The sequence below is a fragment of the Pseudomonas sp. PDM24 genome, from assembly GCF_019218905.1.
In the GTDB taxonomy this organism is placed as follows: Bacteria; Pseudomonadota; Gammaproteobacteria; order Pseudomonadales; family Pseudomonadaceae; genus Aquipseudomonas.
On record NZ_JAHUWR010000002.1, the window covers coordinates 373,574 to 390,957 of the forward strand.

At 59.8% G+C, this 17,384-nt stretch carries 16 protein-coding genes; 9 read left to right on the forward strand and 7 right to left on the reverse strand.

Annotated elements, in window-relative coordinates:
- The first annotated feature begins 13 nt into the window (after positions 1 to 13).
- Genes KW837_RS09585 through KW837_RS09595 form a run of 3 tightly spaced genes read left to right on the forward strand, consistent with a single transcriptional unit; the run spans position 14 to position 4,817 of the window.
- Positions 14 to 979: an HlyD family secretion protein gene (locus tag KW837_RS09585; protein WP_123500412.1), complete on the forward strand. Its 966-nt coding sequence runs from the start codon at positions 14 to 16 to the stop codon at positions 977 to 979.
- Positions 976 to 3,699, forward strand: coding sequence for a ribosome-associated ATPase/putative transporter RbbA (gene rbbA, locus KW837_RS09590; protein ID WP_218395365.1), 2,724 nt, complete (start codon positions 976 to 978; stop codon positions 3,697 to 3,699). The genes KW837_RS09585 and rbbA overlap by 4 nt, the downstream gene beginning before the upstream one ends.
- A complete protein-coding gene (locus KW837_RS09595) occupies positions 3,699 to 4,817 on the forward strand; it encodes an ABC transporter permease (RefSeq protein WP_218395366.1) in 1,119 nt (372 codons plus the stop codon). Before rbbA ends, KW837_RS09595 begins: the two co-directional genes overlap by 1 nt.
- A gap of 103 nt (positions 4,818 to 4,920) precedes the next feature.
- On the opposite strand, the gene KW837_RS09600 is transcribed toward KW837_RS09595, so the two are convergent.
- The gene (locus KW837_RS09600) at positions 4,921 to 5,328 is read right to left on the reverse strand and encodes a flagellar basal body-associated protein FliL (RefSeq protein WP_095633149.1); all 408 of its coding nucleotides are present in this window, start codon (positions 5,326 to 5,328) and stop codon (positions 4,921 to 4,923) included.
- A 150-nt stretch (positions 5,329 to 5,478) separates the two neighbouring features.
- On the opposite strand from KW837_RS09600, the gene KW837_RS09605 reads away from it, so the two are divergent.
- Both KW837_RS09605 and glpT read left to right on the forward strand, forming a co-directional pair.
- Entirely contained in the window at positions 5,479 to 6,456 is a 978-nt protein-coding gene (locus KW837_RS09605) for an NADPH:quinone oxidoreductase family protein (protein WP_007899393.1), read from the forward strand.
- Between the two features lie 220 nt (positions 6,457 to 6,676).
- Positions 6,677 to 8,026, forward strand: coding sequence for a glycerol-3-phosphate transporter (gene glpT / locus KW837_RS09610; protein ID WP_192344987.1), 1,350 nt, complete (start codon positions 6,677 to 6,679; stop codon positions 8,024 to 8,026).
- On the opposite strand, the gene KW837_RS09615 is transcribed toward glpT, so the two are convergent.
- From KW837_RS09615 to KW837_RS09640, 6 genes are all read right to left on the reverse strand, one after another.
- Complete coding sequence (locus KW837_RS09615) at positions 8,002 to 8,670, reverse strand: gamma-glutamylcyclotransferase (RefSeq protein WP_218395367.1); 669 nt, start codon at positions 8,668 to 8,670, stop codon at positions 8,002 to 8,004. The genes glpT and KW837_RS09615 overlap by 25 nt on opposite strands.
- A gap of 210 nt (positions 8,671 to 8,880) precedes the next feature.
- The gene (locus tag KW837_RS09620; RefSeq protein ID WP_218395368.1) at positions 8,881 to 9,849 is read right to left on the reverse strand and encodes a CDP-6-deoxy-delta-3,4-glucoseen reductase; all 969 of its coding nucleotides are present in this window, start codon (positions 9,847 to 9,849) and stop codon (positions 8,881 to 8,883) included.
- A complete protein-coding gene (gene ubiD, locus KW837_RS09625) occupies positions 9,849 to 11,315 on the reverse strand; it encodes a 4-hydroxy-3-polyprenylbenzoate decarboxylase (protein ID WP_218395369.1) in 1,467 nt (488 codons plus the stop codon). The genes KW837_RS09620 and ubiD overlap by 1 nt, the downstream gene beginning before the upstream one ends.
- A 142-nt stretch (positions 11,316 to 11,457) precedes the next feature.
- The gene (rho, locus tag KW837_RS09630) at positions 11,458 to 12,717 is read right to left on the reverse strand and encodes a transcription termination factor Rho (protein ID WP_007899384.1); all 1,260 of its coding nucleotides are present in this window, start codon (positions 12,715 to 12,717) and stop codon (positions 11,458 to 11,460) included.
- 247 nt (positions 12,718 to 12,964) lie between these two features.
- A complete protein-coding gene (gene trxA, locus KW837_RS09635; RefSeq protein WP_007899382.1) occupies positions 12,965 to 13,294 on the reverse strand; it encodes a thioredoxin TrxA in 330 nt (109 codons plus the stop codon).
- Positions 13,295 to 13,416: 122 nt separating this feature from the next.
- Positions 13,417 to 14,124, reverse strand: coding sequence for a FadR/GntR family transcriptional regulator (locus KW837_RS09640; protein ID WP_192344990.1), 708 nt, complete (start codon positions 14,122 to 14,124; stop codon positions 13,417 to 13,419).
- 257 nt (positions 14,125 to 14,381) lie between these two features.
- On the opposite strand from KW837_RS09640, the gene KW837_RS09645 reads away from it, so the two are divergent.
- From KW837_RS09645 to KW837_RS09660, 4 genes are read left to right on the forward strand one after another with little or no spacing between them, the layout of a single operon-like run.
- Positions 14,382 to 15,167 carry a transporter substrate-binding domain-containing protein gene (locus KW837_RS09645; RefSeq protein WP_218395370.1) on the forward strand — a complete coding sequence of 262 codons (786 nt, stop codon included), beginning with the start codon at positions 14,382 to 14,384 and terminating at the stop codon, positions 15,165 to 15,167.
- Positions 15,168 to 15,186: 19 nt separating this feature from the next.
- Positions 15,187 to 15,858, forward strand: coding sequence for an amino acid ABC transporter permease (locus KW837_RS09650; RefSeq protein ID WP_008076077.1), 672 nt, complete (start codon positions 15,187 to 15,189; stop codon positions 15,856 to 15,858).
- Complete coding sequence (locus KW837_RS09655; RefSeq protein ID WP_008076078.1) at positions 15,855 to 16,505, forward strand: amino acid ABC transporter permease; 651 nt, start codon at positions 15,855 to 15,857, stop codon at positions 16,503 to 16,505. The genes KW837_RS09650 and KW837_RS09655 overlap by 4 nt, the downstream gene beginning before the upstream one ends.
- Positions 16,492 to 17,229, forward strand: a complete 738-nt coding sequence (locus KW837_RS09660) for an amino acid ABC transporter ATP-binding protein (protein WP_218395371.1) — start codon at positions 16,492 to 16,494, stop codon at positions 17,227 to 17,229. The genes KW837_RS09655 and KW837_RS09660 overlap by 14 nt, the downstream gene beginning before the upstream one ends.
- The last annotated feature ends 155 nt before the right edge of the window (positions 17,230 to 17,384 follow it).

Consider the following 17,384-nt stretch of genomic DNA (forward strand, 5'->3'; position numbering starts at 1 on the left):
GCAGGATGCCTACATGTCGACGCACAGCCGCTCTTCTCTTTTCTTCGCCTTTTTACTGGGGGCTTTGCTACTGGCCGCTGGGGGATTCGGTTATTGGAAGTCGACGCTTAACCGACTGCCCGAAGGTCTGTATGTCGGCAATGGTCGGCTTGAAGCCACTGAAGTGCAGATCGCCAGCAAGACTCCCGGCCGGCTGGCTGAAGTACTGGTGGACGAAGGCGACAAAGTAACCAAAGGTCAACTGCTGGCCCGCATGGACACCCGCACCCTTGAAGCCCAGCGCAGGCAGGCTGAAGCCGAAGTGATACGCGCCCGGGAAAATCTCTCCGCCGCCCAGGCCAATGTGCAACTGCGCCAGAGTGAGCAACTGCTTGCCCATCAAGAGCTCAAACGCTCCCAGGAACTGTTCAAGCGCGGTTTCGCCAGTGGTCAGATCATCGACCAGCAGCAGTCACGCTTCGACACTGGCAATGCGGCCGTCACCGCGGCCCGCGCTCAGGTGTCCGCCGTCGGCGCAGCCATTGGCGCGGCACAGGCACAAGTCGCTCAGCTAACCAGCGAAATTGACGACAGCAGCTTACGAGCCCCCATCGACGGGGTGATTCAGCTTCGCATGGCCGAACCCGGTGAAGTGCTCGGCGCCGGTGGGCGGGTACTACTGCTGATTGACCCGAACGACCAATACATGAACCTCTATCTTGCGGCGTCCGTGGCCGGACGCCTGGCGGTCGGCGATGAAGCGCGGATCCTGCTGGACGCCCTGCCCGGTCAGCCGTTGCCGGCGAAAATCAGCTTCGTGGCGGCCAAATCGCAGTTCACACCCAAAGAAGTCGAGACCCGCGACGAGCGTCAGAAACTGGTGTTTCGGGTCAAGCTACACCTGACCCAACCCAGCGCTGTGCCCCAGGCCAAACCGGGGATGCCCGGCAACGGCTACGTGCGCACCGCTCCCATTGACTGGCCGGCCAATCTTCAATGACCGGCCTGGCACTGCATGCCACCCGCCTTCAGCATCGTTATGGCCAACAGCAGGCGCTGACCGACATCACGTTCAGCCTGCCTGCCGGCACCCGGTGCGGGTTGATTGGTCCGGATGGCGCCGGCAAATCCAGCCTGCTGGGATTGATCGCCGGCGTGAAGACATTACAAGACGGCCAGCTGGAAGTACTCGGTGGCTCGATCCAGAATCGGCGCCACCGCAACAGCCTCTACTCGCGTATCGCGTTCATGCCTCAGGGCCTGGGCGGCAACCTGTATCCCGAGCTGTCGATCAGCGAGAACATTCACTTCTTCGCCACACTGTTCGGGTTGTCCGGGGCCGAGTGCGATCAGCGCATGCAGAGCCTGCTACTGGCCACTGATCTACTGCGGTTTGCCGAGCGCCCGGCCGGCAAGCTATCGGGCGGAATGAAACAGAAGCTCGGCCTCTGTTGTGCGCTGATCCATGAACCGGACTTGTTGATCCTCGATGAACCGACCACTGGCGTCGATCCCTTGTCCCGGCGGCGCTTCTGGGAGTTGATTGATGACGTTCGGCGCCAACGCCCACAACTGACGTTACTGGTCGCCACCGCGTATATGGAAGAGGCCGAGCAGTTTGAACACTGCCTGATGCTCGATGGCGGCAAGCTGATCGCCGCCGGTTTGAGCCACGAACTGAAGGCGGTTACTCCTGGCGGCAAACTTGATGAGGCCTTCACCCACTTTCAGGGCGACACCGGCCATGACAACCAGCCGCTACTGATCCCTCCTCGAACCAACGCCACTGCCGACATCGCCATCGAAGCCCACAACCTGACCTTGCGCTTCGGCGATTTCACGGCTGTGGACAAGGTCAGCTTCGCCATCGGCCGCGGCGAGATCTTCGGGTTTCTGGGTTCCAACGGCTGCGGCAAAACCACCACCATGAAAGTGCTCACCGGGCTGATTCCGGCCAGCGAAGGCAGCGCCACGTTGCTGGGCAATCCGGTGAAAGCCAAGGATCTGGCCACCCGAAAACGCGTTGGTTTCATGTCCCAGAGTTTCTCTTTGTATGGCGAACTCAGCGTACGGCAGAACCTGGACTTGCACGCGCGGCTGTTCGATTTGCCCAAGGCCGACAGTGCTCAGCGCATCGACGAGCTGATCCAGCGTTTCAACCTGGGTAGCGTCGCTCATCAACCCTCTGGTGCATTGCCGCTTGGCCTGCGCCAACGCTTATCCCTGGCGGTGGCGGTGCTGCATCGCCCGGAAGTGCTGATCCTCGACGAACCGACCTCCGGTGTCGACCCGGCGGCCCGGGACGATTTCTGGCGACTGCTGATCGAACTGTCCCGCGAACAGGGCGTGACGATTTTCCTGTCTACCCATTTCATGAACGAAGCCCAGCGCTGCGACCGCATCTCGTTGATGCACGCCGGCAAGGTATTGGCCTGCGACACCCCGGCAGCCCTGCAACAGCAGTTCAAGGGCCAGACACTGGAGGCGGCGTTCGTCACCTGCCTGGAACAGGCCCAGGGCCCGATCGCAACGGCGCCGCCGCCAGTGCCCATCGACACGACACTTGCACCTACCACAAAGGTGAAAGATCACGGCTTCAGTTTTGGACGGCTGCGGGCACTGGCGAGTCGCGAAGGCAAGGAACTGCTGCGCGATAAAGTACGCATGGCCTTCGCCCTGCTCGGGGCGATTTTGATGATGGTGATCTTCGGCTACGGCATTTCCCTGGATGTGGAGAAACTCGCCTTCGCGGTTTACGACCAGGACCAGACCCCGCAAAGCCGGGCTTACCTGGAGGCCTTCCGCGGCTCCCGTTACTTCGACGAGCAACCCTCCATAAGCGATGCGGCGCAGTTGCATCGACGACTGCAGCGCTCGGAAATCAAACTGGCGCTGGAGATCCCGCCCGGGTTCGGCCGAGACCTGTTCGCCGGTCGCCAACCCGCTGTAGCGGCCTGGCTCGATGGCGGCATGCCGTTTCGCGCCGAAACCAGCCGCAACTATGTGGAAGCGGTCCACCTGGCCAACCTTGAGCAATTGGCCGAGCAGTCCAGCCCGGCATTGAACCGGCAAGCAGCGGCCGAACTGGAAACCCGCTTCCGCTACAACCAGGACGTCATCAGCGTAAACGCCATCGGTCCCGGGGTGATGGCGCTGATCCTGGCGTTCATCCCGGCCATGCTGACTGCGCTGGGTATCGTGCGGGAAAAAGAACTGGGCTCGATTACCAACTTCTACGCTACACCGCTGACCCGCCTGGAGTTCCTGTTAGGTAAACAGGCGCCGTATCTGGCCGTCAGCCTGATCAACCTCGCCGTCCTGACGGCCATGAATCGCTGGCTGTTCGGCGTGCCCTTCAAGGGCAGCGCACTGACCCTGGCCTTCGGCGGGCTGCTCTACGTACTGGCGACCACCAGCATGGGTCTGTTGATTTCAGCGTTCACCCGAACCCAGATTGCCGCCATCCTCGGCACCATGATCATCACCAGTCTGCCGACCATTCAGTTTTCCGGTTTGATCGTGCCGCGCTCCTCCCTTGACGGCGCGGCCGCGGTCATGGGGATGCTGTTTCCGGCGGGCTACTTCCTCGATATCGCCGTCGGCACCTTTACCAAGGCACTGGATATCCGGCAGTTGTGGCCGCAATGCCTGGCACTGTTCGGGTTCTTTCTCGGGTTCACCGGGCTTAGCCTGGCCATGCTGAAAAAGCAGGAGGTCTGATGCACAAGCTTGCGCACATCCTGCGTCTTGGTCTCAAGGAACTCATGAGCCTGCGACACGACAGTGTATTGCTGCTGTTCCTGTTCTACGCCTTTACCGTGGCGATCTATATGCCGGCCGCGGGCTCCGTGATCGGCGTGCACAACGCCAGCGTGGCCATGGTCGATGAAGATCACAGCCACCTGTCACGACAATTGGCCCAAGCCCTGCAACCACCGGAATTCCAGCCGCCGGTGTCGCTGCCCTATGAACAGATGGACGAAGTGCTGGATAGCGGGCGATACACCTTCGTGATCAATGTTCCGGCAAATTTTCAGGCGGATCTGTTGGCCGGCCGCCAGCCGGCGGTGCAGGTCAACGTCGACGCCACGGCCATGAGCCAGGCCTTCATGGGCGCGGGCTACATCGGACGGATTTTCCAGCGCGAGCTGCTGACCTACAGTGGCCAGGGCGATGCGGCGAACAAGTCCCCCGTGTTGTTGACGACGCGAGCCTTGTTCAATACCAATCTGGAGGGCGGCTGGTTCCTGGCGGTGATTCAGATCGTCAACAACATCACCATCCTCGCCATCATATTGACCGGCACAGCGCTGCTGCGTGAGCGCGAACACGGCACCCTCGATCATTTGCTGGTGCTGCCGCTGACGGCGCTGGAGATCATGCTGGCGAAAATCTGGAGCAATATGCTGGTGGTGGTGCTGTGCACCTGGGTGTCGCTGGAAGTGATAGTCAAAGGCGCACTCGGCGTGCCGCTGGCCGGCTCCATGACCTTATTTTTGCTGGTGACGGCGGTTTATCTGTTCGCCAGCACAGCGCTGGGGATATTCCTCGCGACCCTCGCCCGCTCGACACCGCAGTTCGGCTTGTTGGCGATTCCGGTCATTATCCCGATGTTGCTGCTCTCTGGCGGCAGTACGCCGCTCGACAGCATGCCGCAATGGCTGCAATGGGTGATGCAGGGCTCGCCATCGACGCACTTCGTCAGCCTCAGCGCCGCGATACTGTTTCGCGACGCTGGCATCCGTGTGGTCTGGCCGGACTTGCTGGCATTGAGCGCCATCGGCCTGCTGTTTTTTACCATTGCGCTGATGCGGTTTCGCAAGAGCCTGGCGTCCTGAAGGACCGAGTCGCGCCCTTCGCAAGCCCGCTCCCACAGGGTTCTGCGCTGCTCCTGCAGGAGCGGGCTTGCCCGCGAAGAGGCCGCCTGGACAGCAAAAAGACTTATTGAATAATAAGGTTGTTGAACAACAAATCCTCAACCACCGGCTTGCCGGTTTCGTCGTTCATCACTTGCTGAGTCTGCTTCAAGGCTTCCTGACGCAGCTTTTCCTTGGCTTCGACGTTGTTCATGGCTTCAGTGGTCTGCTGCGCAAACAACGCCACCAGCTTATTACGGATCAATGGCTCATTGGCCTTTACCGCTTTGGTCGCCTCGTCACCGGTCACCCGCAACGCCACATCGGCCTTGTAGACCTTGAGCTTCGGCGTACCGTCCAGCCCATAGTTGCCCACGAATGGCGGACTCAGGGTGATGTAGTTGACCTTCGGGGCTTCACCTTCTTTGGCTTCTTCGGCCATCGCTGCCACAGGCAGAGACAGGGCCAGCATCAACATGATCCACGCTTTCACAATTCGCTCCTTATCCGGTTTGCGGCCAAGCATAACGACCCGCCGCTCAAGCACAAGCTTATGGCTGACTATCAGGGTCGGGCATGCTCGTTGACCCAATGACTCACACACCTACACTTATCGGCCATCACTCCCAAAGGAATAGCCCTGATGAAAGCCGTGCTGTGCAAAGCCTTCGGCCCTGCCGAATCGCTGGTGCTGGAAGACGTCGCCAGTCCTGTCGCGAAGAAGAATGAAATCCTGCTGGATGTGCATGCGGCTGGGGTGAATTTCCCGGACACGTTGATCATCGAGGGTAAATATCAGTTCAAGCCGCCCTTCCCGTTTTCTCCGGGTGGCGAAGCGGCCGGCGTGGTCAGCGCAGTGGGCGAAAAGGTCAGCCACCTCAAGGTCGGTGACCGGGTCATGGCCCTGACTGGCTGGGGCAGCTTTGCCGAGCAGGTCGCGGTGCCGGGCTACAACGTGCTGCCGATCCCGCCCTCGATGGACTTCAACACCGCCGCCGCATTCAGCATGACCTACGGCACGTCGATGCACGCCCTCAAACAACGGGGCAACCTGCAACCTGGCGAAACCTTGCTGGTACTCGGCGCTTCCGGCGGCGTCGGCCTTGCCGCCGTGGAAATCGGTAAAGCCATGGGCGCCCGGGTGATCGCTGCCGCCAGCAGCGCGGAAAAACTCGCGGTGGCCAAGGCAGCCGGCGCCGATGAGTTGATCAACTACAGCGAAACCAGCCTCAAGGACGAGATCAAACGCCTGACCGACGGCCAAGGCGCCGACGTGATCTACGATCCGGTGGGTGGCGACCTGTTCGACCAGGCAATCCGCGCCATTGCCTGGAACGGCCGTCTACTGGTAGTCGGCTTCGCCAGCGGACGAATCCCTGAGCTGCCAGTGAACCTGGCACTGCTCAAAGGCGCAGCAGTGGTCGGCGTGTTCTGGGGCTCCTTTGCCCAGCGCCAACCACAGGACAACGCGGCAAACTTCCAGCAACTGTTCGGCTGGTTTGCCGAAGGCAAGCTGAAGCCGCTGGTGTCTCAGGTTTATCCGCTGAGCAATGCGGCGCAGGCCATCAATGATCTTGGCCAGCGCAAGGCGGTCGGGAAAGTGGTGGTTCAGGTTCGCTGATTGTTTACCTGACCTGCTTGACCCGAACCGGGTCGCAGCCCTGCGCCCCGGTTACGCCATCCCCATACCGCCCTGCATTTATACCTGAGCGACATGTTCATAAAAGAACATGCGATCTCCCACATTTCCACTGTTTGACTGATGCGAACCGGTGCTATTTTCGGTAACGAAACTGTAACATTCGCATCCGCAGTCAAAACAAGAAATCTGGAGCCTTTGAATGTTTGCTTTCTTTCGTCCTGCCGCACATCAGGCTCCTTTGCCTGAAGAAAAAATAGACAGCACCTATCGACGCCTTCGCTGGCAGATCTTCGCCGGGATTTTCATTGGGTATGCGGGTTACTACCTGCTGCGCAAGAACTTCACCCTGGCATTTCCGGATCTGATCGCCCAAGGCTATACAAAAGGCCAACTCGGGGTGGCGATGTCGGCGATTGCAATCGCCTACGGTCTTTCCAAGTTTTTGATGGGCATCGTGTCCGACCGCTCCAACCCTCGTTACTTCCTGCCCTTTGGCCTGATTGTGTCCGCCGGGGTGATGTTCGTTTTCGGTTTCGCACCGTGGGCAACGTCCAGCGTGACCATGATGTTCATCCTGTTGTTCATCAACGGCTGGGCGCAAGGCATGGGTTGGCCACCGAGCGGGCGCACCATGGTGCACTGGTGGTCGCAGAAAGAACGCGGCGGCGTGGTTTCGGTATGGAACACCGCGCATAACGTCGGCGGCGGCTTGATCGGCCCGCTGGCGATACTCGGCATGGGCTGGTTCAACGACTGGCACAGCAAGTTCTACGTACCGGCAGCGGTGGCGTTGCTCGTCGCTGTATTTGCCTTCATTGTCATGCGCGATACTCCGCAATCGACGGGCTTGCCGCCCATCGAGAAGTACAAGAACGATTACCCGGAAGGCTACGACGCCAGCCACGAAGAAGAATTCAGCGCCAAGGACATCTTTGTCAAATACGTGCTGCGCAACAAAATGCTCTGGTTCATCGCGTTGGCCAACGTCTTCGTCTACTTGTTGCGCTATGGCATCCTGGATTGGGCGCCGACCTACCTTAAAGAGGTCAAGCACTTCGACTTCGACAAGACGTCCTGGGCTTACTTCCTGTACGAGTGGGCAGGCATTCCCGGCACGCTGCTGTGTGGCTGGATGTCGGACAAGATCTTCCGGGGCAACCGTGGCCTGACCGGCATGGTGTTCATGGCGTTGGTGACTGTGGCGACTGTGGTGTATTGGCTGAATCCACCGGGCAACCCGATGGTCGATATGATCTCGCTGTTCGCGATCGGCTTCCTGATCTATGGCCCGGTGATGCTGGTGGGTCTGCAGGCGCTGGAGCTGGTGCCCAAGAAAGCCGCGGGCACGGCTGCCGGTTTCACTGGTTTGTTTGGTTACCTGGGTGGTTCAGTCGCGGCCAGTGCCCTGATGGGCTACACGGTGGACTATTTCGGCTGGGATGGCGGCTTCATCCTGTTGGTCGTCGCCTGCCTGCTGGCAATGGCGTTTCTGGCACCCACCCTGGGTCACAAGAACGTCGCCAGTCAGAGCCGCGAAGCGATCGCCTGATCGGTCTTTGATTTGCAGCGCTTGAGCCGCGCCTCCAGATTCCGGTCTGGCATGGCGTGGCTACGCAGGGCGTGCGCGGTCTGCTCGACATACTCGCGAGTGGTGCCGTAACGCCCGCAAGCGCTTTCGAATACCTGGCTCAGCACATGATCCGGCAAGTTGCCGGCATAGCTGGGCAGGTGCCGCTCCAATACGAATCCCAATGCCTGAACCTGGTTTCCGTCTTCGAGACGGCAGTTGAGCCAGTGTGGGCGATAGGACGGGAATGGCATTTCACGCTGCCAGAGCGCATACAGCGAAGCGTCGAGTTGTTCTTCGGGCAAGCGATAGGCAAACCCGCTGCATGAGCCGCCGCGATCCAGGCCAAACACCAGCCCCGGCACTTCCGGTGTACCGCGATGTTCGTGGGACCACAGGTATAAACCGCGATGGTAGCCATGCACCCGACCGCGCACTCGCTCAACCGCCGCACATTCAGGGCGCCAGATCAGCGAACCATAAGCGAATAGCCAGACCGGCCCACCCTTGTGGCGCGCCATGGTCGCCTGCATTGAGCCGAGTAATTGTTCGTGCGTGAGCTGCGGCCCCAGATCGAGCCGCGGAGGGTAAGCCAGATTCAAAAAAGCAGATTCAATGGCGCTCATGGCGAATAGCGTTCAGCTCCCCGCGGGTGAAGAATTACTTAATAGAACGCACCGCTGTAACAATAAGGCACATATGGTTTAAGGCAATTTAAGTGCCATGACGGCGCTCTAAAACTTATTACCTGAACAAGATATAACCTACCGGCATTTATACAAATCTATAAATACCGATCGGCTATATGGGGAGTTATAACGATTTAAGATCGCGGATCAAGATCGGGGGGCGTAAGCGAACACATCCGCGCGCATTTGATGGGCATCCATCCCCGCTTCGACCAGCGCATCCAGCGTGCCATAGACCATGGCCGGAGAGCCGCTGGCATAGACATGCAGGGCTTTCAGGTCAGGGAAATCTTCACACACTGCCTCATGCAACATGCCGCAGCGCCCTCCCCAGCCACACTGATCGCTGACGACTTTATGCAGGAACAGATTGGGCAGTTTTTCCCATTCATCCCAATGCTCAATGTCATAAAAGTCTTCGGGACGACGCACGCCCCAATACAGATGCACCGGATGCTTGAATCCCGCGGCCCGGCAATGTTCGATCAGGCTGTGGATCTGGCCCATGCCGGTACCGGCAGCAATCAGTACCAGTGGACCGTCTGGCAATTCCGCCAGATGGGTATCGCCGAACGGCATTTCGATGCGCACTATCGCGTTGCGCTGAAGCTGTTCGATCAGGCTCAACGCACTGCTTTCGCGCGCCAGTACATGAATTTCCAGGTCGCGCCCGGAATGCGGTGCAGAGGCCAGGGAGAAGGCGGATTTCTCGCCGTTCTCTCGCTCGATCATCAAATACTGGCCGGCGTGATAGCGCGGCGGCTTGCCCGCCGGCGCACGCAGACGCACGCGCCAGGTATCGCCGCCGACATCCCTGCATTCAATGACCTGACACGACACGCTGCGCACCGGCAATTCTCCCAGCGCGAGCACGCCATCCCACAGCACGATGCAGTCTTCCAGCGGCTCTGCAATGCAAGTGTAGAACTCGCCATGGTCACGCACATCGCCGGCTTGTTCGACCCGCCCTTCCACCAGCAACGCGCCACACACATGGCAATTGCCGTTACGACAGCTTTGCGGGCATTCATAGCCCAGGCGCCGCGCGCCATCGAGAATTCGCTCGCCGGGCAGAATCTCTAGCACTGCTCCGGAGGGCTGCAAGGTTACACGCATCAATCTATTCCTAACTGATTCCAGATGGCATCGATCCGTTGGGTAACGGCTTCATCCTTGACGATGACCCGGCCCCACTCGCGGGTGGTTTCGCCTGGCCATTTATGCGTGGCATCGAGCCCCATCTTCGAGCCCAGGCCGGAAACCGGCGAGGCGAAGTCGAGGTAGTCGATCGGCGTGTTGTCGATCATCACCGTGTCACGCTTGGGGTCCATGCGCGTGGTGATGGCCCAGATCACGTCGTTCCAGTCCCGTGCGTTGATATCGTCGTCAGTGACGATAACGAACTTGGTGTACATGAACTGTCGCAAAAACGACCAGACACCGAGCATTACCCGCTTGGCATGCCCAGGATACGACTTCTTCATGGTCACGATGGCCATGCGGTACGAACAGCCTTCGGGCGGCAGGTAGAAGTCGGTGATCTCCGGAAACTGCTTCTGCAGGATCGGCACGAACACTTCATTCAGCGCCACACCGAGTATCGCCGGCTCATCCGGCGGACGGCCGGTGTAGGTGCTGTGATAGATCGGTTTGATTCGATGGGTGATGCGCTCGACGGTGAACACCGGGAAGCTGTCGACTTCGTTGTAATAGCCAGTGTGGTCGCCATACGGGCCTTCGTCGGCCATTTCACCCGGATGGATCACGCCTTCCAGAATGATTTCAGCAGTGGCCGGCACTTGCAGGTCGTTGCCGCGGCACTTCACCAGTTCGGTGCGATTGCCGCGCAACAGACCGGCGAAAGCATATTCGGAAAGGCTGTCCGGTACGGGCGTCACAGCACCCAGAATGGTTGCAGGGTCAGCGCCCAAGGCCACGGAGACCGGGAACGGCTGGCCGGGGTGTTTCTCGCACCATTCACGGTAATCCAGCGCGCCGCCACGGTGGCTCAACCAGCGCATGATCACCTTGTTGCGGCCGATCACTTGCTGACGATAGATGCCGAGGTTCTGGCGGTCCTTGTTCGGACCTTTGGTGACGGTCAGGCCCCAGGTGATCAGTGGACCGACGTCGCCCGGCCAGCAGGTCTGTACCGGTAACATCGCCAGATCGACATCGTCGCCTTCGATGACCACTTCCTGGCACACCGCGTCTTTGACGACTTTCGGCGCCATGGCAATGATCTTGCGGAAGATCGGCAGCTTTGACCAAGCGTCCTTCAGGCCCTTCGGCGGCTCGGGCTCTTTGAGGAACGCCAACAGCTTACCGATTTCGCGCAGCTCGCTGACCGCTTCTGCGCCCATGCCCAGCGCCACGCGCTCGGGGGTGCCGAACAGGTTGCCGAGTACGGGAATGTCATAACCGATAGGGTTTTCGAAAAGCAGCGCCGGGCCCTTGGCGCGCAACGTGCGGTCGCAGACCTCGGTCATTTCGAGCACTGGGGACACTGGAACCTGGATGCGCTTGAGTTCGCCGCGCTTTTCCAGGCCGCTGATAAAGTCGCGCAAGTCGCGATACTGCATGCGTGAGCCTCGTGTTGGCCGTGGCGTTCGGGGCAGGCAGTTTAGCGCCGAACCCCTCTATTCAGAACCACGAACTGCCGGTTCATCAAAAATCAGATAGCAAAAAGCCGGGTTTCCCCGGCTTTTGCTGACTTTCTGCGACTTACTTGCGTTTCATCGACAGGAAGAACTCGTCGTTGGTCTTGGTCTGTTTCAGCTTGTCGACCAGGAACTCGATGGCAGAGACTTCGTCCATCGGGTGCAGCAGCTTGCGCAGGATCCACATACGCTGCAGTTCGTCGTCGGCCGTCAGCAACTCTTCGCGGCGAGTACCGGAGCGGTTGATGTTGATGGCCGGGAACACACGTTTTTCAGCGATCTTGCGATCCAGAGGCAGTTCCATGTTGCCGGTGCCTTTGAATTCCTCGTAGATCACTTCGTCCATCTTCGAGCCGGTTTCAACCAGCGCGGTAGCGATGATGGTCAGCGAGCCGCCTTCTTCGATGTTCCGTGCAGCACCGAAGAAACGTTTCGGTTTCTCCAGGGCGTGGGCATCGACACCACCGGTCAGCACCTTGCCGGAGCTCGGGATCACGGTGTTGTAGGCACGCGCCAGACGGGTGATGGAGTCGAGCAGGATCACCACGTCCTTCTTGTGTTCGACCAGGCGCTTGGCCTTCTCGATCACCATTTCGGCAACCTGCACGTGGCGGGTTGGCGGCTCGTCGAACGTCGAGGCAACCACTTCGCCGCGCACGGTGCGCTGCATTTCGGTCACTTCTTCCGGACGTTCGTCGATCAGCAATACGATCAGATGAACTTCAGGATTGTTACGTGCGATGTTCGCCGCGATGTTTTGCAGCATGATCGTTTTACCGGCTTTCGGCGGTGCAACGATCAGGCCGCGCTGGCCTTTGCCGATCGGGGCGCACAGGTCGATGACACGACCGGTCAAGTCTTCGGTGGAACCGTTACCGGCTTCCATCTTCATGCGCACGGTCGGGAACAGCGGGGTCAGGTTCTCGAAGAGAATCTTGTTTTTCGCGTTCTCGGGACGATCGTAGTTGATCGTGTCGACCTTGAGCAGTGCGAAATAACGCTCGCCTTCCTTTGGAGGGCGGATCTTGCCAACGATGGTGTCACCGGTGCGCAAGTTGAAGCGGCGGATCTGGCTCGGCGAGACGTAGATGTCGTCTGGGCCGGCGAGATAGGAAGCGTCAGCGGAGCGCAGGAAGCCGAAGCCGTCCTGGAGAATCTCCAGCACGCCATCACCGGAGATTTCCTCGCCGCTTTTAGCGTGCTTTTTGAGCAGGGAGAAAATCACGTCCTGCTTGCGCGAACGGGCCATATTTTCTATGCCCATCTGTTCGGCCAATTCGAGCAGTTCGGTAATCGGCTTTTGCTTGAGTTCAGTCAGATTCATATAGGAATGACGTAATCATTTATGGAGGGGGGAAATTAAGCTTTTGGCTTAATGAGGCCGCGCCGCAGAGAAGGCGACAGGATCGCGTACTTATTCGAAAAGGAGTGCGTCGGCGACGGCTAGCAGGGGGCAGTGGAGAAACCAGTGCGGGGCCGAATGTACCACCTGAGTTTCGGAGCGTCTAGCCCTCAATAACGAAAAGGCCCCGCATTATGCGGGGCCTTTTCATGACGCTTTATAACAACGCTTAGATGTTGGCGTCGAGGAAAGCAGCCAGTTGCGACTTAGACAGCGCACCGACCTTGGTGGCTTCGACGTTGCCGTTCTTGAACAGCATCAGCGTCGGGATACCACGTACGCCGTGCTTGGCCGGGGTTTCCTGGTTTTCGTCGATGTTCAGCTTGGCGACGGTCAGCTTGCCAGCGTAGGTGCCAGCGATCTCGTCCAGAACCGGGGCGATCATTTTGCAAGGGCCGCACCACTCAGCCCAGTAGTCAACAAGCACAGGGCCAGCAGCCTTCAGTACTTCTTCTTCGAAGTTAGCGTCGGTGACGTGCTTGATAAGATCGCTGCTCATGGATGTCTCCGGGTTGTAAGCAATAAAAAACGTGGCCCATCATAGCCGCCCTTCCCGTGTTCAGGAAGCCGCAGATGATTGAGTCTCGCTATGGTGGCCCATGAGTTTGGGTATAGCTCAAGTCATGAGGTGGCGGGAGCGACGAAAGCAATTCCGGTACGCAGGGCGGCGTTGCGCACATGCTCCTGCATGGCCTTCTGCGCGGCGCCAGAGGCCCGACGAGCCAGCGCACGGAGGATTTTACGGTGTTCCTGCCAGGTTTCCATGGCCCGTTCGGCCCGGATGAACGGTAGCTTCTGGCTCTCCAGGAAGATGTCGGCGCTGGCCGTCAGAATGCTCAGCATCGCCTGATTGCCGCTGGCCAGGAGGATGCGCCGGTGAAACTCGAAATCCAGTCGCGCCGCTGCATCGAAGTCGGCGGCACGCAGTTCGTTGCGCATGGCGGCGACATTGTCTTCCAGGACATCGAGTTCATCGGTGCTCAGGGTCACGGCCGCCAGCCCGGCGGCAAAACCTTCCAGCGCGTAGCGCAACTGGAAGATGTCCAGCGGCGATGCCTGGGCCGCGAACGGCCAGCCCGGCGCCGCATCGCCCCGGGGCAAATCGACCGGTGACTGCACAAACACGCCCTTGCCCGGCTGGATACTGATCACGCCCAGCGCACTCAGGGACGATAACGCCTCACGCAATGACGCCCGACTGACCCCCAATTGCACCGCCAGGTCCCGTTGCGAGGGCAAGGCATCCCCCGCCCCGAAACCTTGCTCGGTGATCAGTTTGCGGATGGCTTGCAGCGCCACTTCGGGTACGGCGCGGGAGATCGAGTTCATGGTTTTTTCAGACGAGCCAGGCCAATGAGCGGCTAGTTGTAAAGCTATTCGCGACGTCCGGCAAGTCGTGCCCCATGGGGGTTCGGGAATTTTCACGGGTGCGCCATCAGGGTGCGAAATGTCACTCAACTGTTCAGACCAGTAAGACCGAGCGACACCAGCAAAACCGTGGCCTGCGCCCCCCAAAAACCAATCTTGGCATGGCCCGTGCTCTGTCGATCCGCAGAAATCACTTCCCGCCGATCCGGAGATTTGCCATGACCATGCGTTACAGCGTCCTCCTCGCCACCCTGTTTGCCAGCTTGATGCTGAGCCAGGCACCCGCCCACGCCGACGGTCTGGAGGATGTGGTCAAGCGCGGCACCCTCAAAGTCGCCGTGCCCCAGGACTTCCCGCCGTTCGGTTCGGTCGGTCCGGACATGAAACCTCGCGGCCTGGACATCGACACCGCCCAACTGCTGGCCGACCAGCTCAAGGTCAAACTCGAACTGACCCCGGTCAACAGCACCAACCGCATTCCGTTCCTGACCACCGGCAAAGTCGACCTGGTGATTTCCAGCCTCGGCAAGAACCCTGAGCGCGAGAAAGTCATCGACTTCTCCCGTGCCTACGCGCCGTTCTACCTCGCCGTGTTCGGCCCGCCAGACGCCGCCATCAAGGGCCTGGACGATCTCAAGGGCAAAACCATCAGCGTCACCCGTGGCGCCATCGAAGACATCGAGCTGACCAAAGTCGCCCCCGAAGGCGCGACCATCAAACGCTTCGAAGACAACAACTCGACCATCGCCGCTTACCTGGCAGGGCAAGTCGACCTGATCGCCAGTGGCAACGTGGTGATGGTAGCGATCAGCGAAAAAAACCCGAAACGCGTGCCAGCCCTCAAGGTGAAGCTCAAGGACTCGCCGGTTTACGTTGGCGTGAACAAGAACGAGCCGGCGCTGCTGGGCAAGGTCAACGACATCCTCACCACGGCCAAGGCTGACGGTGCGCTGGAAAAGAACTCGCAAACCTGGCTGAAAGAGCCGCTGCCGGCCGATCTCTGATCGTTCGCGGAGACGATTTATGGCTTATCAGTTCGATTTCTTGCCGGTGGTGGAAAACACCGATCTGCTGCTGCGCGGTGCGCTGTTCACCCTTGAGTTGACGGCCATTGGCGCGGTGCTCGGGGTCGGTCTGGGTATCGTCGGGGCACTGGTGCGGGCGTGGAACATCCGCCCGTTCGCCGGCATTTTCGGGGTTTACGTCGAGTTGATCCGCAACACGCCATTCCTGGTGCAGTTGTTTTTCATCTTCTTCGGTTTACCGTCGCTGGGCCTGCAGATTTCCGAATGGCAGGCGGCGGTGCTGGCGATGGTGATCAACCTTGGCGCCTATTCGACCGAGATCATCCGCGCCGGCATTCAAGCGATCCCCCGCGGGCAGCTGGAAGCCGCGGCCGCCCTGGCAATGACCCGCTTCGAAGCCTTCCGCCACGTGGTTCTGCTACCGGCGCTGGGCAAGGTCTGGCCGGCCCTGAGCAGCCAGATCATCATCGTCATGCTCGGCTCGGCGGTCTGTTCGCAGATCGCCACCGAAGAGCTGAGCTTCGCCGCCAACTTCATTCAATCGCGCAACTTCCGCGCCTTTGAAACCTATGCCCTGACCACACTGATCTACCTGTGCATGGCGCTGCTGATCCGCCAATTGCTGAACTGGATCGGCCGGCGCTACATAGCAAGGAGCAGCAGCCAATGAGCGATTTCACCTTCTGGGACATCCTGCGCAACCTGCTCACGGGCCTGCAATGGACCCTCGCGTTGTCGCTGGTGGCGTTTATCGGCGGCGGGCTGATCGGATTGCTGATCATGGTGATGCGGATTTCAAAAAAATCCCTGCCCAGCCACTTCGCCCGCACCTACATCGAGCTGTTCCAGGGCACGCCGCTATTGATGCAGCTGTTTCTGGTGTTCTTCGGTGTGGCGTTGGCCGGTGTGGAGATTTCGCCGTGGATGGCCGCGGCGATGGCCTTGACGCTGTTTACCAGCGCTTACCTGGCGGAGATCTGGCGCGGTTGTGTCGATTCGATTCCCAATGGCCAATGGGAAGCCTCGTCGAGCCTGGCGCTCAATCCGCTGGAGCAACTGCGTTACGTGATCCTGCCGCAAGCCCTGCGCATCGCCGTGGCGCCAACCGTGGGTTTCTCGGTGCAAGTGGTCAAAGGCACCGCCGTCACCTCGATCATCGGCTTCACCGAACTGACCAAGACCGGCGGCATGCTCGCCAACGCGACCTTCGAGCCCTTCATGGTCTACGGCCTGGTGGCGCTCGGTTACTTCCTGCTCTGCTACCCCTTGTCCCTCAGTGCGCGCTACCTGGAAAGGAGACTGCATGCCTCTGCTTAGAATTTCCGCCCTGCATAAGTATTACGGCGACCAGCATGTGCTCAAAGGCATCGACCTGAGTGTCGACGAAGGCCAGGTGGTGGCGATCATCGGCCGTAGCGGCTCGGGCAAATCCACCTTGCTGCGCACCCTCAATGGTCTGGAGTCGATCAATGACGGCGTGATCGAAGTCGACGGCGAATACCTCGACGCCGCCCGCGCCGACCTGCGCAGCCTGCGGCAGAAAGTCGGGATGGTGTTCCAGCAGTTCAATCTGTTCCCGCACCTCACTGTGGGCGAAAACGTCATGCTCGCGCCGCAAGTGGTGCAGAAAGTGCCGAAAGCCAAAGCCGCCGAACTGGCGCGGCAGATGCTGGAACGGGTGGGGTTGGGGGAAAAATTCGATGCCTTCCCCGACCGACTGTCTGGCGGCCAGCAACAGCGGGTGGCGATTGCCCGGGCGCTGGCGATGTCGCCGAAGGTGCTGTTGTGCGATGAAATCACCTCGGCGCTGGACCCGGAACTGGTCAACGAAGTGCTGAGCGTGGTCCGGCAACTGGCCAAGGAGGGCATGACGCTGATCATGGTCACCCATGAAATGCGCTTTGCCCGCGAGGTTGGGGACAAATTGGTGTTCATGCACCATGGCAAGGTGCATGAGGTGGGGGATCCGAAGGTATTGTTTGCCAACCCGCAGACGGCGGAGCTGGCGAATTTTATCGGGACGGTTGAGGCGGCGGGCTGATAGATCTTCAGCTCCTGTTCGGACGTCTTCGCGGGCAAGCCTCGCTCCTACAGGGTTTTGCGCCGCACGCGGGTTTGTGGGCAACACAAATTCCTTGTAGGAGCGAGGCTTGCCCGCGAAGAGGCCCTCCGCAACGCCACGAATGCCACCCGCGG